At 61.1% G+C, this 17,767-nt stretch carries 15 protein-coding genes; 12 read left to right on the top strand and 3 right to left on the bottom strand.

The features are described from left to right. Positions 1-65: 65 nt before the first annotated feature. The 3 genes from ACCC96_RS05810 to ACCC96_RS05800 all read left to right on the top strand — a co-directional run bounded on the left by ACCC96_RS05810 (position 66) and on the right by ACCC96_RS05800 (position 3,990). Positions 66-443 (top strand): DUF6124 family protein, encoded by a 378-nt coding sequence (locus ACCC96_RS05810; protein ID WP_007934367.1) that lies wholly within the window; start codon positions 66-68, stop codon positions 441-443. A gap of 231 nt (positions 444-674) precedes the next feature. Beyond that, positions 675-1,871: a DUF3142 domain-containing protein gene (locus ACCC96_RS05805; RefSeq protein ID WP_413695247.1), complete on the top strand. Its 1,197-nt coding sequence runs from the start codon at positions 675-677 to the stop codon at positions 1,869-1,871. Next, positions 1,858-3,990: a hypothetical protein gene (locus ACCC96_RS05800; protein WP_413695201.1), complete on the top strand. Its 2,133-nt coding sequence runs from the start codon at positions 1,858-1,860 to the stop codon at positions 3,988-3,990. Before ACCC96_RS05805 ends, ACCC96_RS05800 begins: the two co-directional genes overlap by 14 nt. Before the next feature lie 3 nt (positions 3,991-3,993). Here ACCC96_RS05800 and ACCC96_RS05795 read toward each other — a convergent pair whose 3' ends face one another. Beyond that, the gene (locus tag ACCC96_RS05795) at positions 3,994-4,623 is read right to left on the bottom strand and encodes a LysE family translocator (protein ID WP_019651261.1); all 630 of its coding nucleotides are present in this window, start codon (positions 4,621-4,623) and stop codon (positions 3,994-3,996) included. Between the two features lie 144 nt (positions 4,624-4,767). On the opposite strand from ACCC96_RS05795, the gene ACCC96_RS05790 reads away from it, so the two are divergent. Beyond that, complete coding sequence (locus ACCC96_RS05790; RefSeq protein WP_413695200.1) at positions 4,768-5,241, top strand: Lrp/AsnC family transcriptional regulator; 474 nt, start codon at positions 4,768-4,770, stop codon at positions 5,239-5,241. Between the two features lie 88 nt (positions 5,242-5,329). Here ACCC96_RS05790 and lpdA read toward each other — a convergent pair whose 3' ends face one another. Beyond that, positions 5,330-6,730, bottom strand: coding sequence for a dihydrolipoyl dehydrogenase (lpdA, locus tag ACCC96_RS05785; RefSeq protein ID WP_413695199.1), 1,401 nt, complete (start codon positions 6,728-6,730; stop codon positions 5,330-5,332). 211 nt (positions 6,731-6,941) lie between these two features. On the opposite strand from lpdA, the gene hflK (ACCC96_RS05780) reads away from it, so the two are divergent. From hflK (ACCC96_RS05780) to cfaB, 8 genes are all read left to right on the top strand, one after another. Then, the gene (hflK, locus tag ACCC96_RS05780; RefSeq protein ID WP_413695246.1) at positions 6,942-8,906 is read left to right on the top strand and encodes a protease modulator HflK; all 1,965 of its coding nucleotides are present in this window, start codon (positions 6,942-6,944) and stop codon (positions 8,904-8,906) included. Continuing rightward, positions 8,903-9,958: a protease modulator HflC gene (gene hflC / locus ACCC96_RS05775; protein WP_413695198.1), complete on the top strand. Its 1,056-nt coding sequence runs from the start codon at positions 8,903-8,905 to the stop codon at positions 9,956-9,958. Before hflK (ACCC96_RS05780) ends, hflC begins: the two co-directional genes overlap by 4 nt. Then, complete coding sequence (gene hflK / locus ACCC96_RS05770) at positions 9,955-11,013, top strand: protease modulator HflK (RefSeq protein ID WP_413695197.1); 1,059 nt, start codon at positions 9,955-9,957, stop codon at positions 11,011-11,013. Before hflC ends, hflK (ACCC96_RS05770) begins: the two co-directional genes overlap by 4 nt. Continuing rightward, on the top strand, positions 11,010-12,920 hold the full coding sequence (locus ACCC96_RS05765) for a cation-translocating P-type ATPase (RefSeq protein WP_413695196.1): 1,911 nt from the start codon (positions 11,010-11,012) through the stop codon (positions 12,918-12,920). Before hflK (ACCC96_RS05770) ends, ACCC96_RS05765 begins: the two co-directional genes overlap by 4 nt. 119 nt (positions 12,921-13,039) lie before the next feature. Continuing rightward, positions 13,040-13,294, top strand: a complete 255-nt coding sequence (locus ACCC96_RS05760; protein WP_019651267.1) for a membrane protein — start codon at positions 13,040-13,042, stop codon at positions 13,292-13,294. A 65-nt stretch (positions 13,295-13,359) separates the two neighbouring features. After that, on the top strand, positions 13,360-14,205 hold the full coding sequence (locus ACCC96_RS05755; RefSeq protein ID WP_413695195.1) for a DUF692 domain-containing protein: 846 nt from the start codon (positions 13,360-13,362) through the stop codon (positions 14,203-14,205). Then, entirely contained in the window at positions 14,196-14,996 is an 801-nt protein-coding gene (locus tag ACCC96_RS05750) for a putative DNA-binding domain-containing protein (protein WP_413695194.1), read from the top strand. The genes ACCC96_RS05755 and ACCC96_RS05750 overlap by 10 nt, the downstream gene beginning before the upstream one ends. Positions 14,997-15,067: 71 nt before the next feature. Then, positions 15,068-16,252 (top strand): C17 cyclopropane fatty acid synthase CfaB, encoded by a 1,185-nt coding sequence (gene cfaB, locus ACCC96_RS05745; RefSeq protein WP_019651270.1) that lies wholly within the window; start codon positions 15,068-15,070, stop codon positions 16,250-16,252. Here cfaB and cls read toward each other — a convergent pair. After that, complete coding sequence (gene cls, locus ACCC96_RS05740) at positions 16,249-17,688, bottom strand: cardiolipin synthase (protein WP_413695193.1); 1,440 nt, start codon at positions 17,686-17,688, stop codon at positions 16,249-16,251. The two genes, cfaB and cls, sit on opposite strands and share 4 nt — an antisense overlap. Positions 17,689-17,767 lie beyond the last annotated feature (79 nt).

Genomic DNA, 17,767 nt, shown 5'->3' with positions numbered 1-17,767 from the left:
CAGCTGCCACCCCTTTCGTCTGGAAAACGAAAAATGGCAGCTCCATCTCTTTAAGGATCTTTGCCATGTTTAAGCCGACACCAAATCCGCCCGAAGCGGACAGCACTTCCCCTTACGAATCCCCCAATTCAAAAAAGCTCAACGAAGCCGCCGAGCGCGCGCTCGATCACTACCTCAACCCCTCGGCCCTCAAAGCACCGGTCGCCCGCAAGCCGAGCACGATGTTTATGGTTGCGCCGGATATCAAAGACGAAGACCTGTTGGCCCACACCTGTGAATCGTTGGCCCAGGCCAGTGTGATGGCGAGTGATTTTGCGGGGTATCTGCAAGGGCCGCACCGGCATACGGCGATGGCGATTCAACAGATCGTCATGCTGGCGGAACTGGCGGTGAACCGGATGCTGGATAACGTCGCCATACCAAAACCTGCGCCACACAGCTGATTTGATGTGGGAGCGGTAGTGGCGAAAAATCAGGTGATCATTGCCCGCAAGCCGATAGCTGAGTAGGCTGCCGGGAATTCGTAACCGATCAATTGTGGCGAGGGAGCTTGCTCCCGCTGGGCTGCGAAGCAGCCCCTTCATATCATCAGACACACCACATGGGCTGCATTTTGCGACTGCTGCGCAGTCGAGCGGGAGCAAGCTCCCTCGCCACAGAGGATGAGGGTGGGCATTGTGTTTTTCATTCGCTTGTCGGCCTTGCTTGGCGCATTGATGTTGCTCAACGGTTGCAAGCAACCGGACGCGCCGCCGCTCGATCAGCAACTCTATGTCTGGCAACGGCAATGGACGCCGGCCCATGACGCCGCGCTGCGCGACAGCCGCACAGATTTCTCGACCTTGCGCGTGCTGGCCTTGCAGGCATTTCCACAGTCTGGCTGGAGCCGGGCGCGGATCGATCCGGCGCTGCTCAAGCGTGATGGCCGACCGCTGATTGCGGTGGTTCGTCTGGATGGCCAGCTCAATGGGCTGGACCGGGACGAGGTCACGGCGCAGATCCAGCAGGTGCTCAGCGATTGGCGAGGGCAGGGGCTGACCCTGTCCGGCGTGGAAATCGACCACGATGCGGGCAACGCCCGGTTACCGGCCTACCGCGAGTTCCTCACCCATTTGCGTGGCGTTCTACCGGCGTACCTACCGCTGAGCATCACCGCGTTGCCGGCCTGGCTCGACAGCCCTGAGTTGCCGGCGTTGCTGGCGACGGTCGACAGCAGCGTGTTGCAGGTGCACGCGGTGAGCGATCCGCGGCGTGGGCTGTTCGATCCGGCTCAGGCACGGCAGTGGGCCAGGGCCTGGAGTCGCAACACATCGAAACCGTTTTATCTGGCGCTGCCGGCTTATGGCGTGGCGCTGTTGCCGGGGGCCGGGGGCGCGCCGGTCGTGGAAAGCGAAGTGCCCATCGAGCGAGGCGGCGAACGTCGGGAGTTGCTGGCGGACCCGCAGCAGTTGAGTAAGCTCGGCGCCGAGTTGCGCGCCGATCCACCGGCCCATCTGGCCGGGTTGATCTGGTTTCGCCTGCCCCTGGCCAATGATCGCAGGGCCTGGAGCCTGACGACGCTGGGCGCTGTGGCGCGCGGCGATACGCTCGACAGTCATGTGGGGTTGAAACTCTCGGCGCAGGACGGCCTCTACGACATCAGCCTCAGCAACCAAGGCAACCTCGACAGCGCCTGGCCCGAACGCCTGACGCTGGCGGTGCAGGGCTGCGAGGGCGCCGATGCGCTGGCCGGTTATGCGTTGCAACAGCGCCCGGATCTGCTTACCTTCACCCGCCTGCGTGACGGTCGAATCCCGGCCGGCGGGCAGCGCGCTATCGGTTGGGCTCGCTGCGCACACATTGATCAAGGAGGTTCGAATGTTTACCCGTAACTGGCCCCGCCATGTGCTTTGCCTGAGCCTCAGCCTGCCATTGGGTTCGGCGCTGGCCTGCGGGCCGGACTTCCCCATGCGTCTGCTGGACAACCGTGGCCAGTCGCTGGCGGAACTGCCGGAAGGCAACTTCAACCTTGAGATCAACCGCCTCGGGCATGCCATCGCGGGACTGAAAAATGTCACCGCCGCCACCAACATTCCGGGGGACGGTTACGGCGATGCGCCTGATTACATCCATCAGCGCGATACCGCTGAGCAGGCCGGTCTGACGCCTGAACAGCAAGCGCTGGTGAAACAGCTGCGCAGCCTGACCGATGCCCGTCAGGTTGAAGAGCAAGGCGCGAATCTGCCGCCCGAGCACAGGCTCTATCTGGCTGGCGCCGTGGCGTTCAACGCCGGTGACCATGGCCTGGCCGCCGACTACTTCCAGAAAGTGCTGGCGTTGCCGGCGGAACAACGCCCGTTGCGTAGCACCTGGGCGGCGTACTCGTTGGGCCGGTCGCTGTTTGCCATGAGTTCAGAAGCAGGCGCGACCCCTGACCTGTTGGCTCAGTCCCGCAAGGCCTTCGAGCAGACCCGTCAATTGAGCATCGACGGCTTCAGCGACCCATTGGAACTGGGTGTCGCCAGCCTCGGCGAAGAAGCGCGAGTGGCCCGCACTGCGGGTGACTGGGACAACGCCATCCAACTCTACGCCACGCAGAACCTTCACGGCTCGGCGGTGGGCTACACCTCGCTGAAGCTGTTGATGGCTGATCTGGCCGCGATGCCCGACGAGCAACTGGCCGGGTTGCTCAAGGGCAAAACGGTGCAGCAACTGGTGACGGCGTCGTTGATCAGTCGGCTGGGCTGGTCATTCGGTGATCAACCGCCGAACGAACAGAAACTGATCAAACTGCTGCAAAGCAGCACCCGTGGCAGTCTGGATAATGCCGATCGCCTGGCGGCGATGAATTATCAACAGGGCGATTACGCCAGCGCCAAAGCCTTCCTCGAACAGGCTGGTGACGGTGGCCTTGCGTGGTGGTTGCGGGCGAAGCTGGCGGTGCGTGATGGCGACAAAAACGCCGCCGCAGCGGCCTATGCCAAAGCCGCCCAGGCCTTCCCGCAGAACGAATCCTGGGGCGAGCGGCGCACGCCCGACTGGGATTACGAAACACTCCAGCCCAAGTGCCGGGTCGAGGGTGAAAGCGCGATTCTGGCCCTGCAACGCGGGGATTACCTGCAGGCCTTCGATCAGCTCTATCGCAGCCAGGGCATCTACTGGTTCGACGCGGCCACCGTGGCCGAGCGGGTGCTGACCCTCGATGAACTCAAGCAGTACGTCGACACCCAGGTGCCGGCACCGCCACCGCTCAGCCAGCAGGATCGCGACAATTATGTGCCATTGCCGGTGGCCGCGAGCCTGCGCAATCTGCTCGGGCGGCGTTTGTTGCGTGAAGAGCGCTACGATGAGGCTCCGGCTTACTTCGACAACGTCGATTTGCAGAACAAGGCCAAGGCGTATGGGCAATTGCGTCAGGAGGCGGATGCTGCCTGGTGGCCGACCAAGCGTGCTGCTGCTCTATTTAACGCGGGTTGGCTGACGCGCGAGTGGGGGATGGAAATTCTCGGCTACGAAATGGCGCCGGATTACGCCACGTTCGGCGGTAATTACAGCCTTGAGAGCAGCGAGCTCAAGGTGGGGCCATTAGTGGCTGAAGATGAAGTAAAACGTCAGCAGGCCAGCGCTGCACAGCCCGATCAGCGTTACCACTATCGTTATGTCGCCACGGCGTTGGCCAGCCGCGCTGCCGATAATTTGCCCCATACCAGTCAGGCTTTTGCGGCCGTTCTGTGTGCGGCGGCGGGGTGGAACACCAGCCTTGAAGAAGAAAGCGCCTTCTATCAACGCTATGTGAAGGAAGGGCCGTACGTGGATTGGGCGGTGAACTTCGGTCACCGATGTCCTTATCCGGATTTCCAGAATGCAGATAAGCGTTACGTTACTCAGGTGTTGAGCCCGGTCCGCTCGGCATTGCGACCATATAAAAAGTGGCTGCAGATGGGCAGCGTGGTGGTGTTTACCGCGATTGCGCTGGTGTTGATCAACCGACGCCGGCGCAATGCACGATAGTCATCAGGCTTGTTGAACAAAGGTCAGCCGCACTGCAAAACCAATCAACAGGCTGCCAAACAACCACTGCTGTACCCGCTGGGCCGACGGACTGCGTTGCAGCCAACGGCCCAGCGCCGCGCCGACCAGCGCGTAGGCGCTGTCGAACAGCAAGCCGACGCCGACCAGCATCATGCCCAGGGTCGCAAATTGCGCGAGCACCGGTCCGGCTTGAGGGTTGATGAACTGCGGCAGCAGCACCGAGCAAAACAGCAGCGCCTTGGGGTTGAGCAGGTTAGTCAGCAAACCGCGCTGGATCGCCTCCGGCCACCGTGGTTTAGCAGTCGTTGCGTCTGCACCGTTCAAGCTCGGCAGCATCGTGGTGCGCAGGCACTGAATGCCGATCCAGAGCAGGTACGCGGCGCCGGCCAGGCGCACCACGTCGAAGGTCCAGGGCGCAGTCCTGAACAGCGTCGCCAAACCCAATGCCGCCAATGCCACATGACAACCGCGCGCCACGCCCAGCCCCAATGCCGTGGCCAGCGCCGCGCCTTTGCCCTGACGAGCGCCGGTCTGCAACAGCAGAATCATGTCCGGGCCCGGCAACAGGTACACCACTGTCAATGCCATGAAAAACAGCCAGAGTTCTGTCATGTTGCCCCCATTCGTTGTCGATTTGGTGGGGTCAGTCTACGGCCGAGGGGCAGGGCAGGTGGTTGCGTAGTCAGCTTCTAAAGCTTCGATATTTGGCATAACCTGCCAGTTTATGATGATCGAACCATCAGGATCTGCCAAAGCATGAAACTGGACGCCTACGACCGCAAAATCCTCACGGCGCTGCAACGGGACGGGCGCCTGAGTAACGTACAACTGGCCGATGAGATCGGCTTGTCGGCCTCGCCCTGTTTGCGTCGGGTGCGGATGCTGGAAGAGGCCGGTGTGATTCGCGGTTATCAGGCCAACCTCGATCGAGATGAAGTGGGACTTGGGCTGACGGTGTTTGTCGGGGTCAAGGTCGAACGGCATAACGATGAACAAGCCGAAGCGTTTCGCCTGGCCGTGACGGCATTGCCTGAGGTGATTTCTGCGTTTCTGGTGTCAGGGGAGTCGGACTTTTTACTGCAAGTGGTGGTGCCGGATTTGCGCGCCTATGACCGTTTCCTTACAGGGCGATTGCTGAAATTGCCCGGTGTGAGCGATATCCGCAGCAATTTTGCGATTCACACGGTGAAGACGCCGGGGGCGCTGCCGTTAGGGCATTTGCCTGGCTGAAAAAGCGAAAAGATCGCAGCGCTCACAGGCGCGTAGGAGCTGCCGAAGGCTGCGATCTTTTGATCTTGGTCTTTGGTCTTTGGTCTTTCTAAATCTGCGTCGCCATCCCTTCCACATTCATCGCCGCCTGGCGCAAGGCCTCGGAGCGGGTCGGGTGTGGATGGCAGGTCAGGGCGATGTCTTCGGCCGAGGCGCTGAACTCCATGGCTACGCAATATTCGCCAATCATTTCGCTGACGCTCGGGCCCACAAGGTGCACGCCGAGGACTTCGTCGGTGCGCTCATCGGCCAGTACCTTGGCGAAGCCTTCGGTTTCGTGGTTGATCTTCGCCCGGCTGTTGGCGGTGAAGGGGAATTTGCCGACCTTGTAGGCGCGACCTTCGGCCTTCAGCTGTTCTTCGGTCTTGCCGACGCTGGCCAGCTCCGGTTTGGTGTAGATCACGCTGGGGATCAGCTCGTAATTGACCTCGCCAGCCTTGCCGACGATCTGCTCGATGCAGGCCATTGCTTCGTCTTCGGCCTTGTGGGCGAGCATCGGTCCTGAGGTGACGTCACCGATCACCCAGACCCCCGCGGCTTCGGTGCGGTGGCCCTTGTTGGCGAGCATGCCGCGTTTGTCGGTGGCGAGGCCGACGTTCTCCAGGCCCAGGCCTTGGGTGTAAGGACGACGACCGATAGCCACCAGCACGTAGTCGGCTTCCAGCAGCTCGGCGGTGCCACCTGCGGCCGGTTCGACACTGAGTTGAACACCGCTCGCCGAGGAGGTGGCGCTGGTGACTTTCGAGCTCAACTTGAAGCGGATGCCTTGCTTGCTCAATGAGCGCTGAAGGGTTTTACCGGCTTCAGCATCCACACCCGGGCAGATCCGGTCGAGAAATTCGACGACCGTCACCTGAGCACCCAGGCGCCGCCATACCGAACCCAGTTCCAGGCCGATCACCCCAGCGCCGATCACCACCAGGTGCTTCGGCACTTCAGTCAGCGACAGCGCGCCCGTGGAGTCGAGGATGCGTTGGTTGTCGATGTCCACGCCCGGCAGGGGAGTGGGTTCGGAACCGGTGGCGATGATGATGTCTTTGGCGCTCAGCCGGGTCTTGCCACCCTGATCGTCGGTCACCGTGACGCTGCCCGGCCCGTCGATGTGGCCCCATCCCTTGATCCAGTCGACCTTGTTTTTGCGAAACAGAAACTCGACGCCCTTGGTCAGGCCTGTGACGCTTTCATCCTTCTGTTTCATCATCTGAGCCAGGTTGAGCACAGGTTTGACCTCGATCCCGAGGTTGGCGAATTCCGCCCCCATGGCCGCGTCGTAGAGCTCGGAGGCATGCAGCAATGCCTTGGACGGCATGCAACCGATATTCAGGCAGGTCCCGCCGAGGGTGGCGCGGCCTTCCACGCATGCCGCTTTCAAGCCCAACTGCCCGGCGCGGATCGCTGCGTTATAACCGCCGGGGCCGGCGCCCAGAATCACGACGTCATAAGTGCTCATGGTGCAACTCCTGGATTGAGAGAGGCGGGATCGATAAAAAGTAGTCTTCAATAAAAAATTACGAACGTAATATGTGCGTTTCTCACCATTTCGGTCAAGGCTTCAGCTTGGCGACAGGTTCAGCGCTTTTAGATAGAACGATTCAGGACGAAAATTTCACCATTTTCGTTATATCGTAACGAATTGTGATGTGAGCAATGGCTGGGGTGGTATGCAAGTCGATCTCGATGGCGATGGAGCACAGATAGCAGGGCTGCCGCGCTTCCAGCAGGCGGTCGTTCAAGGACGTCGATTGCGCCAATGGGCAATCGGTTTGGGTGCCTTGGCGGCCGCAGGGCTGGTGCTGGCGTTTTTTGTCGGGCTGTTTGCACCGCAGTCGCTCTGGCCCGCGTTGCTGGCCAATCAGAGTGCCGGTTTGCTGGTGTTGGTCGCCGGTCTGCAGTCGGCCTGGTGGGTAACGCAGTGGCGTGCACGAGCGATGAATCCGGCCGAGTTGGTGCCGGTGGCTATCACCGAAGAAGTCGTTGTCGCCGAAGGCTGGTACGAGCGGTTGCTGGACGGCATCAGTCAGCGTTGGCTGCGCTTGCTGGGGCAGATCGGTGCACCGACGCTCTGGCTTGGCGGCTGGGCGTTGTTGAGTTTGTACAGCATCGAGCAGGTCTGGAACCTCGCTTTGCCACCCGCTGCGTTGGGATTATCGGCCAGTGTCGGCGCGGCGTTGTCGTTGCTGCTGGCGTTCGGTTTGCTGGTGCTGGAGCGGCAACTGGCGCAGGAAAATGTCGCCCAATGGCCTGAAGCCGGGTCGTTGGCGCAGCTGACGCGGGTCGCGATTATTGGCCTGGTGCTCAGCGCCTTGTGTCTGTTGTTCGGTAGCGAAACAGCCGTCTGGCCGGTGCGTCTGGCGGTGCTGATCGGCTTGTTGCCGGGGCTGGTCGCCATCGAGTTGTTGCTGCGCGCCGTGTTGTCACTGTTCAGCCCCCGTCGTGAACAGCTTGAACCGACCTTGCTGGCACGAAGCTTCGTCGCCGATATGTTGCGCTGGCCGCCACAGCCCCTGCTCGCATTGCAGCACGAGTTGCACAATCGCTTCGGTATCGACCTGCGACAAATCTGGGCCTTCACCTACATGCGCCGGGCGTTTTTGCCGGTGCTGGCGGTGGTGGCAATCGTCGGTTGGTCGCTCACCGGCATTCATGAAATACCGCTACAGGGGCGGGGCATCTACGAACGTTTCGGCAAACCGGTGGAAGTGTTTGGGCCCGGTTTGCACGCCGGTTTGCCGTGGCCGCTGGGTCGCGTGCTGAGCGTCGAGAACGGCGTGGTCCATGAGTTGGCCACCAGTGTGGGCGAAGCATCGGCCCCGGTCGCAGCCGAACCTGCCGAAGGCCCGGCACCGGCCATTGCCAATCGCTTGTGGGACGCCAGCCATGTGAATGACAAGTCCCAGGTTATTGCCAGCAGCCGTGCCGACAAGCAGAGCTTTCAGATCGTCAACATGGACGTGCGCTTCGTCTATCGCATCGGCCTGAGCGATCAAGCGGCTCTGGCCGCGACGTACAACAGCGCCGACGTGCCGACGCTGATTCGCAGCACCGCTAGCCGGATTCTGGTTCATGACTTCGCCTCGCGTACCCTCGACGGTTTGCTCGGTGAAGACAGGGTAGGGCTCGCCGAAGAAATCGGCCGCGCTGTGCAAGCGGATCTGCAAAAACTCGACAGCGGCGTGGAAATTCTCGCCACGGTGGTTGAGGCCATTCATCCGCCAGCAGGGGCGGCCAATGCCTATCACGGCGTGCAAGCAGCGCAGATTGGCGCCCAGGCATTGATCTCCCGTGAGCGCGGTGCAGCGGCAGAGGCGACCAACCAGGCGCAATTGCAGGCCAGCATTGCTCGCGATCAAGCCACGGCCAGTGCGCATGAAATCAACTCGAGCGCTCAGGCCGCCGACCTGAAATTTGCCGCCGAGCGAAAGGCTTATGCCAGCGCCGGCCAGGCTTTTGTACTGGAGCAATACCTCAGCCAACTGACCCAGGGTTTGGCTAATGCCAAGCTGCTGGTTCTCGATCATCGCCTGGGCGGCAGCAGCAATGCGCCGACCATCGACCTACGTACATTCACGCTGCCGGCTGACCCTGCGCCGCCGCGTAATACCGCTCAGCCAGGAGCCGCCCATTGAGCCAGTCGACGTCTACTCACGATCATCACGACCATGATGACCACGCCGGCCACGATCACGGCCATGGCGGGCATCACCACGGTCATCATCACCATCACCACCATGGTGATCCGCACGAAGCTGGCCCTTTTCCATGGCGGCGAATGGGCTGGGCGGCGCTGCTGATGGCCTTTGCCGTTGCGGCGGCAAGCCTTGTGCAAGTGCGCTCGGGGGAGGCCACGGTGATTACGCGCTTCGGCAATCCATCGCGGGTGTTGCTGGAGCCGGGGCTTGGCTGGCGTTGGCCGGCGCCATTCGAGGCGGCGATCCCGGTGGATCTGCGGCTGCGCACCACCTCCAGCGGTTTGCAGGATGTGGGCACGCGCGACGGTCTGCGCATCATCGTGCAAGCCTACGTGGCCTGGCAGGTACAGGGCGACCCGGACAACGTGCAACGCTTTATGCGCGCTGTACAGAATCAACCCGATGAAGCCGCGCGGCAGATTCGTACCTTTGTCGGCTCGGCGCTGGAAACCACTGCCAGCAGTTTCGACCTGGCCAACCTGGTGAACACCGACGCCAACCAGGTGCACATCGCCGATTTCGAAGCGCAGCTGCGTCAGCAGATCGATCAGCAGTTGCTCACCACCTATGGCGTGCGAGTGCTGCAAGTCGGCATCGAGCGTTTGACCCTGCCGTCGGTGACTCTCACCGCGACGGTCGATCGTATGCGCGCCGAGCGTGAAACAATCGCCACTGAACGCACGGCCATCGGTAAACGCGAAGCCGCGCAAATCCGCTCCGCGGCTGAGCGTGACGCGCGAATCGTGCAAGCCGATGCGACGGTGAAAGCTGCAGACATCGAAGCCCAATCCCGCGTCGAAGCCGCGCAGATTTACGGCCGGGCTTACGCAGGCTCACCGCAGCTCTACAATTTGCTGCGTTCGCTCGACACCTTGGGCACCATCGTTGCACCGGGCACCAAACTGATTTTGCGCACCGATGCGGCGCCGTTCCGGGTGTTGGTTGACGGCCCACCGACGCTCGAAAACAAGTCCGGGTCGCAGCCATGAGTTTGGTTCCACGTGGAACAAATGAATTGAGCAGCCCCTGGATTCAGGCCGGGCGCTTGGCTTTTCTCGCGCTTTACGCGGTGACCGTGCTGGCTGCTTTGGCGTGGGCATTTTCCAATGTGCGGCAGATCGACCCGCAGAATCGTGCCGTGGTGCTGCACTTCGGCGCTGTGGATCGCATTCAAAATGCCGGTTTGCTGTTGGCGTGGCCGCGACCGTTTGAGCAGGTGATTTTGTTGCCGGCTGCGGACCGGGTGATCGAGCGTCGGGTGGAAAATCTGCTGCGCACCGATGCCGCATTGCAGGCCGACCGGGTGGCGAGCTTCGCCACACCTATCAGCGATGCGCTCGCCGGCTCCGGTTATCTGCTGACCGGTGACGCGGGCGTGGTGCAGCTGGATGTGCGGGTGTTCTACAAAGTCACTGAGCCCTATGCCTTCGTTCTTCAGGGTGAGCATGTGTTGCCGGCTCTGGATCGACTGGTGACGCGCAGTGCCGTGGCACTCACCGCGGCGCGAGACCTGGACACCATTCTGGTGGCTCGACCGGAACTGATCGGCGCCGATAATCAGGCAGCCGAACGTCGCGAACGTCTACGCGGCGATTTGGTGCGGGGCATCAATCAACGCTTGGCCGAGCTGACAGCGACCGGGCAGGACTTGGGTATTGAAGTGGCGCGGGTCGATGTGCAATCGAGTCTGCCCGGCCCGGCGGTGAGCGCGTTCAACGCCGTGTTAACCGCCAGCCAGCAAGCTGACAAGGCCGTGGCCAATGCGCGCACGGAAGCCGAGAAGCTGACTCAGTCCGCCAACGAACAAGCCGACCGCACGCTGCAAGTGGCTCACGCCCAGGCCAGCGAACGCCTGGCCAAAGCCTCCACCGACACCGCCACGGTGTTGAGTTTGGCCAAGGCGCAACAGCAGGGCACCGACCCGCAAATGCTGCTGCGTATTTACCGTGAGCGGATGCCGAAAATTCTCGGGCAGGCCGGCTCGGTGACGACGGTCGATCCGAAAGACGATTCCCGCCTGATCATTCAGGGAGCTGCGCAATGACTGCCCAAACCGCCGCCGCGCCGAGCATGTTGTCCTCGGCTGAACAACGTAGCGCCGCGCGCCAGTTGACCCTGGCCATGCTTGCGCTCGGGTTGCTTGCGCTCGGCCTGATCTGGCGCTGGTCGTTGCCGGAGCAGACCGGGGTCAGCCAATTGCTGCTGGGTTTTGCCTCGCTGCTGGTGGCCGTGCCGGTCATGCGCTCGGCGTGGTACAGCCTGCGTTATCCGAGCCTGCACGGGATCACCGATCAGTTGATCGCCCTGGCCATGCTCGGCGCTTGGGCTACTGGCGATCTGCTTACTGCGGCACTGCTGCCGATCATCATGATCTTCGGCCATGTGCTGGAAGAGCGCAGCGTGATCGGCTCCCAGGAAGCGATTCATGCCCTCGGCAAACTGACGCGCAGCCATGCGCGCAAGATTCAGGCTGACGGCGCGATCGTCGAAGTCGATAACAGCACACTCAAGTCTGGCGACCTCGTTGAAGTGCGCGCCGGTGATCGCGTGCCGGCCGATGGCCGGGTGTTGTCCGGTCAGGCAAGCCTCGACACGGCATCGATCACCGGTGAGTCGGTGCCCATAGAGGCCGTTGTGGGCATGCCGGTGTTCGGCGGGGCGATCAACCTCGATGGCCTGTTGCGCATTGAAGTGACCCGCACCGGTCACGAGTCGACACTGGGTAAAGTCATCGCGCTGATGCAAAACGCCGAACGCTCCAAGCCACCGATCACGCGTTTGCTCGAACGCTACGCCGGTAGCTACATGGTGCTGGTGTTGCTGCTGGCGGCCGTAACCTGGTTCGTCACCAACGATGCCCAGGCGATGCTTGCGGTATTGGTGGCGGCCTGTCCTTGCGCGCTGGTGTTGTCGGCACCGGCCACGGCGATTGCCGGGGTGGCGGTGGCGGCCCGGCACGGGATTCTGATTCGCAGCTCGGCGTTCCTCGAAGAATTGGCTGACCTGACGTCGTTGGTGGTCGACAAGACCGGAACCCTGACGTTCGGCACCTTGCGCCTGCAATCGATCGACAGTCCGCTGAAAGATCGCAGTCACGTACTGAAACTCGCCGCCAGCCTTGGCTCTGCCAGCAGCCACCCGGTCAGCCGCGCGTTGGCCGGGTTGGTCACCCAGGAACATTTCCTGCTGCTCTCTGACATCCGCGAGCGTCAGGGGCTGGGTGTCGTGGCGATGACCGAGCAGGGCGAAGCGGCCCTCGGTCGTCCGGAGCTGTTCGCGCAATTGGGCATCGTCACCTCAGCTGTTCCCGAACACGATGGCCCGATTGCGGGGCTGGCACTCAACGGTGAATTTCTCGCTTGGCTGTTGCTCGCCGACAGCGTCAAACCCGAGGCGCGGTTTGCCCTGGGCGAGTTGCGTGAACTCGGCCTGGGTCGTCAGTTGTTGTTGACCGGGGATCGACAAAGCGTGGCTCATACGCTGGCCCGGGATGTGGGCATCAGCGATGTCGAAGCCCAGGCCTTGCCCGAGGACAAACTCAATCGCGTGTTGAAAGAAATCGACAGCGGTTTCCGGCCGATGGTGGTGGGAGACGGCATCAACGATTCCCTGGCGCTGAAGGCCGGTGTGGTCGGCGTGGCCATGGGCGCGGGCGGCGCGGACATCGCGCTGGCCTCGGCCGATATCGTACTGATCGGCAGCGACCTGCGCCGGCTCGGAACCTGTGTGCGCCTGAGTCGCCAATGCCGGCAGACTTTACAGGTGAACGTAATCATCGGTCTGGGCTGGACCCTGGCGATTGTCGCCTTCGCCGCATTCGGCTGGCTTGGCGTGGCAGGGGCGATGATTGCCGCACTGTTGCACAACTTGAGTACGTTATTGGTGCTCGGTAATGCCGGGCGTTTGCTGCGTTTTCAGGAGCCTTTGCTCAAGCTCAAAGATGAGGTTTGAGCGAGGCGAAAAGTTTTTTCATCGCCTCTGTAACGCCGTCAGGGCAGCGCTCTCTAGTGCTGTGTCGGGACTGAACAACCTTCCAGCCGACACCCCTGACGATTACTGAGGATATACAAATGAACTTCAAAAACGCCACCGCCGGTGCCGCTCTCGCCTTCGCCGCTGCAACAATGTTCGCAGGTGTTGCCACTCAGGCTCAGGCCGCCGACGCTGCACAAGTTCACTGCTACGGCGTGACATCGTGCAAAGGCATGAATGACTGCAAGACAGCCGAAAACGCCTGCAAAGGTCAGGCTGTCTGCAAAGGGCATGGCTTCAAGGCAATGACTCAGGCCGAATGCATGAAGGCAGATGGAAAAGTCGGCGAATAACTGACTGCCGAATGCCGTCGCGGTGGCTCTCTTGCCACTGCGGCACTTTGCGAGGAGTCCGCAAAATGTCTGCTTCCCTTTCTTGTCTGGGCTACGGCCTGGGTTTGCGCAGTGCCTACTACCAACAGATTCTTGAACAGTCGCCAGCCGTGGACTGGTTTGAAGTGGTCTCGGAAAATTTCATGGTCCAGGGCGGCAAGGCCCTGTACTACCTGGACGCCATTGCCGAACGGTATCCCGTGGTGATGCATGGCGTATCGCTGTCTATTGGCGGTCCTCATGCCCTCGATCCGCAGTATCTGCAACAGCTGAAACTTCTGGCGGAGCGAGTTGAACCGGCATGGATCTCCGATCACTTGTGCTGGAGCCGTGGCAACGCCCATCAACTCCATGATTTGTTGCCGCTGCCCTACACCGAAGAAAGTCTTTATTACGTGGCCGGCCGAGTGCGGCAGGTTCAGGACGTCTTGCAGCGTCCGCTGGTACTGGAAAACGTCTCCAGTTACGTGCGCAGCGCTGGCGACGAATTCAGCGAATGGGAGTTTCTTGATGCGCTCAGCCGGTTGAGCGACTGCGAGCTGTTGCTGGACATCAACAACGTCTATGTCAGCTCCCGCAATCATGGCTTCGATCCGTGGACATTCATTCAAGGGCTGCCGGCCGAAAAGGTTCGACAGTTGCACCTGGCCGGCCACAGCGACCACGGCGATTACGTGATCGACACCCATGACCAGCCGGTGAGTGATCCGGTCTGGGCGCTCTATCAACAAACCCTGGAACACCTCGGGCCAGTCGCGACACTGCTGGAACGCGATGATCATTTCCCGCCTTTTGAAGAGCTACTTACCGAGTTGCAAAAGGCCCGGGCATTGGGTGCTAGCGTGTTGACCCGGAGACTGAGATGCGCCTGAACGACTGGCAGCTGGCCTTTGAAACGTATCTGCTGGGTGAGCAGACAGCAGCCGATACCGCGCTAGGCGCGAGTCTTATGGGGGGGCCGACACTGGATGTGAGCACCGGGCTGGCGATCTATCACAACGCCTATCAGGCAAGGCTTCAGGAAGTCCTGCGCGGCGACTATCCGGTCATTTGGCATTGGCTGGGTGACGATGAATTCGAGCTGCTCGCGGCGGCTTACATTCGCCAGTGTCCGTCTGCTCATTACAGCCTGAGGTGGCTGGGTGAAGGGTTCGAGTCGTTTATTCGACAGCATTTAGTACCAGAGCAAAGTGCAGCGCTGGGGGAGTTGGCGGCACTTGAGTGGGCATTCACGCTGGCGTTCGACGCGCCTGAAGGCGCGCCGCTGACGATACAGGACATGGCCGCCCTGAAGCCTGAAGACTGGCCGACGTTGCGGGTCAGCCCCAGCCCCTCTGTGCAATGGCTTGAGTGTGCTTTCAACAGTGTTGCGTTGTGGCGGGCAGTGAAGGATGAAACCGGGTTCCCCGGTAGTGCAGCGTTAGGGGCGCCCCAAGTATTGGTGATCTGGAGGGCGGGGCTGGTTTGTCATTACCGCAGCCTGGAACCTGCGGAGGCGGCAGCTCTAAACGGCTTGTTTCAGGGCGACTGGGATTTCGCTGAACTGTGCTCCGAATTAGCAGTCATCTGTGGTGAGGATGCACCCCTTCAGGCTGTTACATGGCTGAAACAGTGGGTTCAGGACGGTTGGTTGCAGCCTCGAATCATAGAGAGCAGCTATTAAATCGATAGCCGGCTATTTTTCAAGGATGGACTACCCTCAAATCAGACGTCTGAAAATCAGGGGGATTATCCATGCTCGCGCAACTTCCACCGGCCTTACAGAATCTGCAGTTACCGCTTCGCTTGCGACTCTGGGACGGCCATGAGTTCAACCTGGGGCCGACGCCCAGCGTCACCATTGTGGTCAAGGACCCGCACATGGTTACCCAGTTCACCCATCCGAGCCTGGACGCGCTGGGGGCGGCGTTCGTCGAAGGCAAACTGGAGCTGGAAGGCTCCATCAGCGACGTGATTCGTGTCTGCGATGAATGGAGTCAGGCGCTGCTCAACGAAGACGACGATGCGCAACCGGTGCGCCTGGTTCACGACAAGGAAACCGACGCCAAAGCTATCTCCTACCACTACGACCTTTCCAACGAGTTTTATCAGCTGTGGCTCGACAGCGACATGGCGTATTCCTGCGCCTACTTCGAGACCGGCAGTGAAACCCTCGAGCAGGCTCAACAAGCCAAGTTTCGCCACCTGTGCCGCAAGTTGCGCTTGCAGCCAGGGGAGTATCTGCTGGATGTCGGTTGCGGCTGGGGCGGGTTGGCGCGGTATGCCGCGCGGGAGTTCGGCGCGAAGGTGTTCGGGATCACGCTCAGTCAAGCGCAATTGGATTTGGCTCGTGAGCGGGTGAAAGCCGAAGGCCTGGAAGATCAGATCGAACTGCAACTGCTCGACTACCGCGATCTGCCTCAGGACGGGCGTTTCGACAAGGTGGTCAGCGTCGGCATGTTCGAACACGTCGGCCACGCCAATCTTGCCGAATACTGCCAAACCTTGTTCGGCGCGGTGAAAGAGGGCGGGCTGGTGATGAACCACGGGATTACCGCCAAACACACCGACGGTCGTCCGGTCGGGCGCGGTGCTGGTGAGTTCATCGAGAAGTATGTGTTTCCCAACGGCGAGCTGCCGCACCTGTCGATGATCTCCGCCGAGATCAGTGAAGCGGGGCTGGAGATTGTCGACGTCGAGAGCCTGCGCCTGCATTACGCGCGGACCCTGGACCACTGGAGCGAACGCCTGGAAGACAATCTGGAAGCCGCCGCCAAACTGGTGCCGGAGCAGGCACTACGGATCTGGCGGTTGTACCTGGCGGGATGCGCCTATGCCTTCGCCAGAGGCTGGATCAACCTGCATCAAATCCTCGCGGTGAAAGCCCATCCCGATGGCAGCCATGAACTGCCGTGGACCCGCGACGACATCTACAACTAGAGAATCGGCGAAATAAGCCGGGCGATCCGCATGCCGACCTGTTGCAGGCGGTGGGTCTCCCGGCTTTCTTCTTTGGCGATTTCGTGAGCCTGGGCGAAGTCGTTGTTGAGCATCTGCTCCACTTCGGCGGCAAACCCGCTGTCGACCGTCAGCAGCATCACTTCGAAATTCAGCCGGAACGAACGGTTGTCCATGTTGGCACTGCCGATGGCGCTGATCTCGTCGTCGATCAGTACCACTTTCTGATGCAGGAAGCCGGGTTGATAACGGAACACGCGTACCCCGGCGCGTACGGCTTCGAAGGCATAAAGGCTGGACGCGGCGTAGACGATCCGATGATCCGGCCGCGACGGCAACAGGATCCGTACATCCATGCCGCGCAACACTGCCAGCCGTAATGCAGCGAATACGGCTTCATCGGGGATGAAGTAAGGGCTGGTGATCCACACCCTTTCCGTCGCCGCATGGATGGCTTCGACGAAGAATAGCGAACAGGTTTCGTAGGAATCCGCCGGGCCGCTGGCCAGTAATTGGCAGAGCACGCCGTCATCTGGATAAACGTCTGGCAGGATCAGCGGGGGCAGCGAGCGGGCTGCCCAGAACCAGTCTTCGGCGAAGGACTCCTGCATGCAGGCCACCACCGGCCCGCGAACTTGCACATGGGTATCGCGCCAAGGCGCCAGGGGTGGTTTCTCGCCCATGTATTCGTCGCCGACGTTGTGCCCGCCGACAAAACCGACAAGCCCGTCGACCACGACGATCTTGCGGTGGTTACGGAAATTCACCTGGAAGCGGTTGAGCCAGCCGCTGCGGGTGGCGAAGGCTTTGACCTCGACGCCGGCATCACGCAACGGTTGCACGTAATCGTGGGGCAGGGAGTGGCTGCCGATGCGGTCGTAGAGCAAGTAAATCGCCACGCCCTCGGCGGCTTTCTTCGTCAGCAGGGTGTGCAGGCGTTGGCCGAGGCGGTCATCGTGGATAATGAAAAACTGGATAAGCACCGCTTTACGGGCGTTGCTGATGGCGTCGAAAATTGCATCGAACGTGGCTTGGCCGTCGATCAACAAGCGCACATCGTTGTTTGCCAGGCATGGCATGCGCCCCAGCTTCGGCATGGCCCGCAAAGACGCGTAAGCGCTGGAGGCACGCGCAGCCAGTGCCTCTTCTACCCAGGGGCGCCAGTTCAGTTCGGAGATGGCCTTGCGCATTTCCTCGTTGGCTTGTCGCCTGGCCTTGATGTAACCATCGAAGGTGCTGCGGCCGAAGACCAGATAAGGGATCAGCGTGAGGTAGGGAATGAACAGCAGTGACAGGGCCCAGGCGATCGAGCCCTGAGCGGTCCGAACGGTCAACACGGCATGGATGGCGGCGATCGAGCCCAGTGTGTGCAACAGTGCGATCAGATAACCGAATACATGCGGTCCGAAATAATCCATGGGGCAGCCTTGCTCCTTGAAGATTCAATGCTTAACAGACCATGTTCCGGGCAGAATGTCGCTATTTAATTGGCCCATG

The sequence above is a fragment of the Pseudomonas sp. Pseusp11 genome (assembly GCF_047304405.1).
Taxonomy (GTDB): domain Bacteria; phylum Pseudomonadota; class Gammaproteobacteria; order Pseudomonadales; family Pseudomonadaceae; genus Aquipseudomonas.
The sequence above is the reverse complement of the archived record's forward strand: the minus strand, read 5'-3'. Positions and strand labels throughout refer to the sequence as shown.

What these genes read in the sequence shown, in the direction of transcription:
- ACCC96_RS05810 (WP_007934367.1), top strand. Translation starts at nt 66, where the DNA reads ATGTTTAAGCCGACACCAAATCCGCCCGAAGCGGACAGCACTTCCCCT.
- ACCC96_RS05800 (WP_413695201.1), top strand. Translation starts at nt 1,858, where the DNA reads ATGTTTACCCGTAACTGGCCCCGCCATGTGCTTTGCCTGAGCCTCAGC.
- ACCC96_RS05795 (WP_019651261.1), bottom strand. Translation starts at nt 4,623, where the DNA reads ATGACAGAACTCTGGCTGTTTTTCATGGCATTGACAGTGGTGTACCTG.
- ACCC96_RS05790 (WP_413695200.1), top strand. Translation starts at nt 4,768, where the DNA reads ATGAAACTGGACGCCTACGACCGCAAAATCCTCACGGCGCTGCAACGG.
- lpdA (WP_413695199.1), bottom strand. Translation starts at nt 6,730, where the DNA reads ATGAGCACTTATGACGTCGTGATTCTGGGCGCCGGCCCCGGCGGTTAT.
- hflK (WP_413695246.1), top strand. Translation starts at nt 6,942, where the DNA reads ATGCAAGTCGATCTCGATGGCGATGGAGCACAGATAGCAGGGCTGCCG.
- hflK (WP_413695197.1), top strand. Translation starts at nt 9,955, where the DNA reads ATGAGTTTGGTTCCACGTGGAACAAATGAATTGAGCAGCCCCTGGATT.
- ACCC96_RS05765 (WP_413695196.1), top strand. Translation starts at nt 11,010, where the DNA reads ATGACTGCCCAAACCGCCGCCGCGCCGAGCATGTTGTCCTCGGCTGAA.
- ACCC96_RS05760 (WP_019651267.1), top strand. Translation starts at nt 13,040, where the DNA reads ATGAACTTCAAAAACGCCACCGCCGGTGCCGCTCTCGCCTTCGCCGCT.
- ACCC96_RS05755 (WP_413695195.1), top strand. Translation starts at nt 13,360, where the DNA reads ATGTCTGCTTCCCTTTCTTGTCTGGGCTACGGCCTGGGTTTGCGCAGT.
- ACCC96_RS05750 (WP_413695194.1), top strand. Translation starts at nt 14,196, where the DNA reads ATGCGCCTGAACGACTGGCAGCTGGCCTTTGAAACGTATCTGCTGGGT.
- cfaB (WP_019651270.1), top strand. Translation starts at nt 15,068, where the DNA reads ATGCTCGCGCAACTTCCACCGGCCTTACAGAATCTGCAGTTACCGCTT.
- cls (WP_413695193.1), bottom strand. Translation starts at nt 17,688, where the DNA reads ATGGATTATTTCGGACCGCATGTATTCGGTTATCTGATCGCACTGTTG.